Consider the following 7,441-nt stretch of genomic DNA (forward strand, 5'->3'; position numbering starts at 1 on the left):
GCGCGGTATCTCTCACTTTCGAGCATTTCCGAGCAAAATGACGAAAAGGGACTGTCCCTTTTCGTCATCAGGCCTCGACGGCGGCCTTGAACCAGCTCGTGATGCTCGTGGGATGCGTGATGCCAGTGCCCGCGACGACGGCCCAGGCGCCCGCGTCGATGGCGGCCTTCGCGTCGGCCGGCGTGTGGACGTGGCCCTCGCAGATCACGGGGAAACCGGGGAACTCCTCGACTGCCTGGCGGAGGATCGGCAGGTCGGGACCATCGTCCATCGTGGTGTCGATAGCGGCCTTGTTGTGCGAGAGCGTGGTCGACACGAGGTCGCAACCGGCGGCGACGCCGCGGCGGATGTCCTCGATGGTCATGCAGTCGGCCATGATCAGCGTGTCGCAGCGCTCGCGCAGGGCGGCGACCGTCTCCTCGAAGGTGCGTCCATCGGGGCGCGGGCGGTCGGTGGCGTCGAGGGCGACGACGTCGGCGCCGGCGTTGACGCAGGCCACGGCGTGGCGCAGGGTCGGGGTGATATAGACGCCCTCGTGGCCTTCTTTCCACAGGCCGATGACAGGGACCTCGCAGCGGCCCTTAATTGCGGCGATGTCGGAGAGCCCTTGACAACGAATGGCCGCGGCGCCGCCGAGCTCGCAGGCGCGGGCCATCTGCGCCATGGTCTCGGGATGGCGCAGCGGCTCGCCCGGGTAGGCCTGCACGCTCACGATGAGCTTGCCCTTGAGCGACTGGATGATCGGATCGACTTCCATATGCAGATGCTCCTTCCGGAAATGACGAGAAGGGACTGTCCCTTTTCGTCATTCAGCGTAGGCAGACTTGACGATGTTCTCGGCGGCGCCGATAAGAGGCGCGTCCCCGCCGAGGTCGCCCGAGACGATGGGGGTCGAGGCGACAGGCGGCATGACGGCCTCGGACCAGCCGGCGGCCATCGCATCGTGCCAGGCGGGGCCGCACTGCGCGACGGAGCCGGAAAGGATGATGCACTCGGGGTCGAGCATGTTGGAGAGGCTGCCGAGGACCTCGCCGATGGCGTGGCCGCTGCGAGCCTCGGCCGCACGGGCGGCCTCGTCGCCGGCCGCGGCGCGCGCATCGATGACGGCGCCGTCGACAGGCTTGCCCTCGTCGTCGATGGGCTCGCCGCCGAGCTCAAGGTAACGCTCGATAATGCCAGGGCCGCAGGCGATCGTCTCCATGTGCCCCGTGGCGCCGCACTGGCACGGGATGCCGGCGGCGTCGCTGCAGCTCACGTGGCCGATGTGGCCCGCCTCGTTGTGGGCGCCGAGCATGATGCGGCCGCGCTCGACGAAGGCGCCGCCGATGCCCGTGCCCACCGCCACGACAAGACAGCTCTGCTTCCCCGCGCCGGCGCCCCAGCGCGCCTCGCCCAGAGCATGGGCATGGACGTCGTTGAGGACGCGCGCGGGCAGGCCGGTCGCCGCCGTGAGCTCCGCGCCCAGGTGGGTCCCGCCCCAGCCGGGCATCATGTCGTTCGCGTAGGTGACGTCGCCCGTGCGCGGGTCGATGACGCCGCCCGAGCTCACGCCGACGCCGGCGAGGCCCTCGGGGCCGCCGGCGAGCTCGATCACACGCTCGGCCATTCGGATGGCGTTGGCGAGGACGACCTCGCCGCCGCGCTTGGCCTCGGTCGGGATCTTGTCGAAGAACTCGACGGAGGGCTTCTTTGCGTCCTCGAGGGTCACGAGGGCGGAGGCGATCTTCGTCCCGCCGATGTCGATGGCCACTACTTTCTGCGCGCCCATGGTTACCTCCACATCAAGGTTCGAATGATAAAAAGGGACTGTCCCTTTTCGTCACTTAAGAAGGCCGTTGGCGGCGAGGACGTTGCGGATGGCCTCGACGTTGGCGCCGGTCATGGCCTTGACGGGGCGCGGCATGGTCGGCGAGTCGAAGATGCCCATGAGGTTGAGGGCGGTCTTGAAGGCGCCGACACCGCCCGCATAGCCCTGCACGCCCGAGGTGACATCCCAGATGTGGGAGATCTCGTTCAGGCGGTCCTGCTCCTTCTTTACCGTGGCCCAGTCGCCGGCCTGTGCGGCCTTCCACATGCGGACGTAGCCGTAGGGCTCGACGTTGGCGAGGCCCGGGACGGAACCGTCGGCGCCACCGAGGTAGGCGCCGTCGACGACGACCTCGTGGCCGGTGAGGATGGTCATCGGGTGGCCGTTCTTCTCGTTTTCCTGGACGAGATAGCGGAAGCTGATGTCGTCGCCGGAGGAGTCCTTGACGCCGGCGAGCACGCCCTCGGCGCCAAGCTTGGCCAGGAGCTTCCAGGGGAGCTTGGTGTGGACGCACACGGGGATGTCATAGGCAAAGATGGGCAGGCCGAGCTCGTCGTGGAGGATGCGGAAGTGCTCCTCGACCTCGGTCATGCCCTGCAGAGCGTAGAACGGGCAGGTGGCCACGAGGGCGTCGACGCCGAGCGCCTGGGCGCGCTTGCCCTGGGCGACCATGCGCTCGGTCTCGGTGTCGATGATGCCCGCGAGCACGGGGACGCGGTGGTCGACGATGCGCACGGCCTCGCGCAGGATCTGGTCGCGGCGCTCGTCGGTCGAGAAGACGACCTCGCCCGAGGACCCGAGGAAGAAGAGCCCGTCCACGCCGGCGTCGATCATGTAGTTGATCAGGCGCTCGAAGGAAGGGACGTCGAGCTCGTGGTCGGGGGTGTCGGGGACGACGACGGGAGGGACGACGCCGCGGATCTGGAACGTATCTGCCATTGTGGTTGCCTTTCTGCTTCGGGGCGGGGCCTTCTCCCCCGCCGGGCCAGGTGCCCATTCGATTTTGAGCCGCCATGCGCGACGTCGAGCTCACCGCTCCTCGACGCGCATGAAGGAAAGAAGCCTGTTCTCGTAGTCGTTCAGGCGCTCATGGCCGTACTTGGGGTAAACGGCCAGGCGCTTTGCGCACGCAGCGCGATTGTACGCCGCGTACTGGGTCAGGGGGACCGCGACCTCATCCATGAGGCAGATGCCGTCGAGGAGCTCGCAGCCCGCGGGAAGGATCGCCGAAAAGTTCTCCGCGTCGGCGAAGCCGAGCGCGCCGAAGAACGGCGCCGTCCGCTCGGCCAGGGGGTCCTCCTCGCGGAAGTGGCGGGTAACGCCCTCGTAGGCGAGTCCGGCGGCCCCCTGCTCCCAGGCCCCGCGGACATCCGAGGGCATGACGTTGACGACGGCGCACCTGCCGACGCCGCCCGCGAGCGCAGCGGCGGCGAGCGCGAAGAGCCCGCCGAAGCCCTCGCCGTGGGTCATCAGCCGAGAGGGGTCGACCTCAGGAAGCGCCGCCGCCACGCCCGCGGCGACCAACGCATCGTCGATCAGCTGAGCCGCAGCCATGCCATCGGGGCCTTCTTGCCAGCCGGCCGTGAGGTCGCGCGACCAGCAGCGATACTCGGGGTGCACCACCGCGTAGCCCGCGGCGACGTAGCGCGAGAGCTGGAACCAGCCGCGCGCGCCGCGGTCGAGGTCGTGCCACACGAGGATGCAGGGGTGCGGGCCGGGCGCCTTGGGCAGGATCGCGCGGGCATGGAGCGCGGCGCCGTCCGTCGCCGTGAACGCAAGGCGCCGGTAGACGGCCTGCGGGGTCTCGATGCCGACGTCCTCGCGGGCCGGCACCTGCGCAGAGGCTACGTCGGCCGCCCGCCCCGCGCGGGCGCGCCAGTAGGCCTCGAAGCCCTCGGGCGCAAGGTCGGCGCCGCGGTACGCCTCCCCCGCGGCGATGAGCTCGGAGACTCCCATCACAAATCGACCTCCCCCTGGTAGAAGCGAATGATCTCGTCGTCGAAGGCCTGGATCTCCTCATGCCCGAAGTCGGGGTAGAGAAGGTGCTTCTTTGGGCAGGTCAGCGCGTTGTAGACGGCGAACTGGGTCTCCGGCGGGCAAACGACATCAGCGAGCCCCGTGCCGAAGAGCACCGGACAGCGCACGAGATGCGCGAACGAGAGCGCATCGACGTAGCCGAGCGTGCCGAACCACTCGTCCGCGCGCTCTCCGTCCGCGTCGAACCAGCGCGAGTAGTAGCGGATGCCGTCGTAGGCGATCTGGTCGGCGCCGAGCTCCCACACCTCGCGGAAGTCCGAGAGGAACGGGTAGAGGATCGACGCGCGCGCGACCAGGTCGGGGTTGAGCGCGCAGCACGCGATGCCCATGCCGCCGCCCTGGGAGCCGCCGTTGACATAGACGCGGCCGAGGTCGATGCCCGCGAGCTCGCGCGCGATGCGGCAGAGGATGCGCTGGTCCTGGTAGAGCCGGACATAGTAAAGGTTCTCCGGCCCGCCGTCGACGCCCGCGATGAGGTGGCCCGAGACCGTCGTGCCCTTGAAGCCGCCGATGTCCTCGGAGCGGCCGCCCTGCCCGGGGTTGTCCATCGAGAGGACCGCGCAGCCGATGCCGGGCCAGGAGGACTGCTCCGCCCAGGAGCGGGTGCAGCCGGGGTACCCATGGAACTGCAGGACCAGCGGCACGGGGCCGCTGCCCGGGACCTTGGGCATAGCGTACTTGGCGTAGACGCGCGCGCCGCCCATACCGGTGAAGTAGAGGTCGAAGTACGCGCAGGACCCGAGCTCGGGAACCTGGTCGGACGGGAGGATCTCGTAGTCAAGCGGGACCGCGTCGGCCTCCGCCATGCGCGCGGCCCAGAACTCGTCGAAGTCCGCGGGGATGGGGTTCTTGCCACGGCACGCCTCGAGCTCAGCCAGCCTTTGGGCCGAGAATGGCACGTTCATACCCCCTTCGGTTGAGGTTCCAGCACAAAAGGGCGCGCCTGCGCGAGGCGGGCGCGCCCAACGCTCGGGTGAGCTACTGCCCGAGGTTCGGGTGGAGCAGCGAGGGCGCGGCGGCGAGGAGCGTCTTTGTGTACGCGTCCGTCGGGTGCTCGAAGACCTCCTTGGCGGGGCCCTGCTCCATGATCTGGCCGTGGTTCATGACCACGATGCGGTCGGAGATGTAGCGCTCCGTCTGCATATCGTGGCTGATGAAGACCATGGCCAGGCCGAGCTCGTGCTTGAGGTCCGTGAGCAGGTTGAGGATCTGCGCGCGGACCGAGACGTCGAGGGCCGAGGTAGGCTCATCGGCGATGATCACGTCGGGCTGCAGCGAGAGGGCGCGCGCGATGGCGACGCGCTGGCGCTGGCCGCCGGAAAGCTGGCCGGGCAGCGCGTACATCGCCGAGGTCGGCAGGCCGACGAGGCCGAAGAGCTCGCGGATGCGCTCCTCCCGCTCGTCGTCCGTTCCCACGTTGTGGACGATCAACGGGTCGAGCAGCTGGTCATGGACGGCCATACGGGGGTTCAGCGCCGTCGCCGGGTTCTGGAAGACGACCGAGACCACGCGGCCAATCTTCTTTCTGAGCTCGGCCGTGCGCTTGGTCACGTCCTCGCCCTTGAAGTAGACCTTGCCGGAGGTCGGCGACTGGAGGCCGCACATGACGTTGGCGGTCGTCGATTTGCCGCAGCCGGACTCGCCGACCAGGCCGATGGTCTCGCCCGGCATGAGCTTGAGCGTGAGGCCGTTGACGGCGTGGACGAGGTTGGGATGTAGAAGCGATCCCGTGCGCGTCTTGAACGTGACCGAGATGTTGTCCAGGAAGATGATGGGCTCCTGGGTGTTCTGGTCTGCCATCTACCTCACCTCCAGGCGAGACTTGAGGCCTGCCTTGGCAAGCTCCGCGTCGGGGATCTCCGCGACGAAGTGGTGGTCGGCGCCCGGGACGGGCTTGAGGACGGGCTTGACGTCGAGGCCCACGTCCGGGTGGCTCGAGCGCGGCGCGAAGCGGTCGCCCGCCGGGAAGTCCGCGGGACTCGGGACGGAGCCCGGCACCTGGTGCAGGCGGCTGCCGTCGTGCGCCTCAATGGAGAGGACAGAGCCGAGCAAGCCCTGGGTGTACTCGTGGACCGGGTTGGTGAGAAGCTCCTTGGTGGGCGCGCTCTCGACGACCTGACCGGCGTACATGACGGTGATCTCGGAGGCGACCTCGGCCACGAGCGCGAGGTCGTGGGACACGAAGATCATGGCGAAGCCGAGCTTCTTCTGCAGGTCGTTCAGGAGCTTGATGACCTGCTTCTGGACGGTGACGTCGAGGGCCGTGGTGGGCTCGTCGCAGATGACGAGCGACGGGTCGCGGGTCAGCGCCATGGCGATGACCACGCGCTGGCACTGGCCGCCGGACAGCTCGTGCGGATAGCTCTCGAGCGTGCGCTTGGGGTCGAGGCCGACGAGCTCGAGGAGCTCCTCGGCGCTGCGGGTGCCGCCGCGGCTCGTGAGCTGCTTCATCTGGGCCGAGATGAGCATCGAGGGGTTGAGGGCGGAAAGCGAGTCCTGGTAGACCATGGCGATCTCGGTGCCGAGGAGCTTGCGGTGCTCCTCGGAGCTGAGCTTGAGCAGGTCGGTACCCTTGTAGACGACCTCGCCGGTGATGCGCGCGGTGTCGGGCAGCAGGTTCATGATCGTCTTGGTCGTGATGGACTTGCCGCAGCCGGACTCGCCCACGAGGGCCATGCACTGGCCGGGGCGGACGTCGAAGCTCACGTTGTCGACGACGTTGACGTCGCCGTGGCGCGGGAAGCCGATAGAGAGGTTCTTGACCTCGAGCAGCGGCGTGACGGAGTAGTCCGGGGCGCGGCGGTCGGTGCGGGCGAGCTCGACCTCGCGCAGCGCGGAGAGGCGTCCGGCGAGGCTTGCGGCCTGCTGCTTGTAGGCACGGACGGGGTCGGCGACGAGGAGGTCGGCCTCGCGGCGGCTCTCGGAGTTCTCGGCGCTCACCGGGGCGTTGGGCGCGGAGGCCATGGCGTCGGTGATGCCCTCGGAGAGGATGTTCAGGGCGAGGCAGGTGAGCATGATCGCGATACCCGGGTAGAGCGCCTGCCACCAGCGGCCGGAGAGCACGCCGGCGCGGGCGTCGGCGAGGATGTTGCCCCAGGTCGGGGTGGGCTCGGCGATGCCCGCCGAGAGGAACGTCAAGGACGCCTCGAAGATGATGGCGTCGGCGACGAGCGTGACGGTGAAGACCATGATGGGCGCGGCGCAGTTGCGCAGCACGTGCTTCATCAGGATCCACGGCGCGCGGGCGCCCGAGACGATGACGGCGCGCACGTAGTCCTCGCCGTACTCGCTCACGATGTTCGCGCGGACGATGCGGGCGATCTGCGGCATGTACATGAAGCCGATCGAGAAGATGATGGCAGGCACGGACTTGCCGAGGATGGTGACGAGGACGGCCGCCAGGGCGATGCCCGGGACGGACATGATCACGTCGAGGACGCGCATGATGACCTCGGAGACCCACTTGCGGGTGACCGCGGCGAGCGCTCCGACGATGGAGCCGGTGACGAGGGCAAACAGCACGGAGCCGAAGCCGATGACGAGCGAGATCCTGCCGCCGTAGAGGATGCGCGAGAGGATGTCTCGGCCCTTGTCGTC

7 protein-coding genes are annotated in these 7,441 nt (G+C 68.6%); all 7 read right to left on the reverse strand.

Annotated elements, in window-relative coordinates; all coding sequences use genetic code 11:
* Window positions 1-67: 67 nt before the first annotated feature.
* A complete protein-coding gene (locus ACT84W_RS01715; RefSeq protein ID WP_444327993.1) occupies window positions 68-757 on the reverse strand; it encodes an N-acetylmannosamine-6-phosphate 2-epimerase in 690 nt (229 codons plus the stop codon).
* A 48-nt stretch (window positions 758-805) separates the two neighbouring features.
* The gene (locus ACT84W_RS01720) at window positions 806-1,768 is read right to left on the reverse strand and encodes an ROK family protein (RefSeq protein WP_432290278.1); all 963 of its coding nucleotides are present in this window, start codon (window positions 1,766-1,768) and stop codon (window positions 806-808) included.
* Between the two features lie 51 nt (window positions 1,769-1,819).
* Window positions 1,820-2,746: a dihydrodipicolinate synthase family protein gene (locus ACT84W_RS01725; protein WP_417575900.1), complete on the reverse strand. Its 927-nt coding sequence runs from the start codon at window positions 2,744-2,746 to the stop codon at window positions 1,820-1,822.
* 90 nt (window positions 2,747-2,836) lie between these two features.
* Window positions 2,837-3,763, reverse strand: a complete 927-nt coding sequence (locus ACT84W_RS01730; protein WP_444328004.1) for an acetylxylan esterase — start codon at window positions 3,761-3,763, stop codon at window positions 2,837-2,839.
* Window positions 3,763-4,749 carry an acetylxylan esterase gene (locus tag ACT84W_RS01735; protein ID WP_417575902.1) on the reverse strand — a complete coding sequence of 329 codons (987 nt, stop codon included), beginning with the start codon at window positions 4,747-4,749 and terminating at the stop codon, window positions 3,763-3,765. The genes ACT84W_RS01730 and ACT84W_RS01735 overlap by 1 nt, the downstream gene beginning before the upstream one ends.
* 73 nt (window positions 4,750-4,822) lie before the next feature.
* Window positions 4,823-5,644, reverse strand: coding sequence for an ABC transporter ATP-binding protein (locus tag ACT84W_RS01740; protein ID WP_417575903.1), 822 nt, complete (start codon window positions 5,642-5,644; stop codon window positions 4,823-4,825).
* Window positions 5,645-7,441 (reverse strand): dipeptide/oligopeptide/nickel ABC transporter permease/ATP-binding protein (locus ACT84W_RS01745; RefSeq protein WP_444327994.1); only part of this gene is annotated, 1,797 nt, incomplete at its 5' end.

This window comes from Paratractidigestivibacter sp., from assembly GCF_052362415.1.
In the GTDB taxonomy this organism is placed as follows: Bacteria; Actinomycetota; Coriobacteriia; order Coriobacteriales; family Atopobiaceae; genus Paratractidigestivibacter.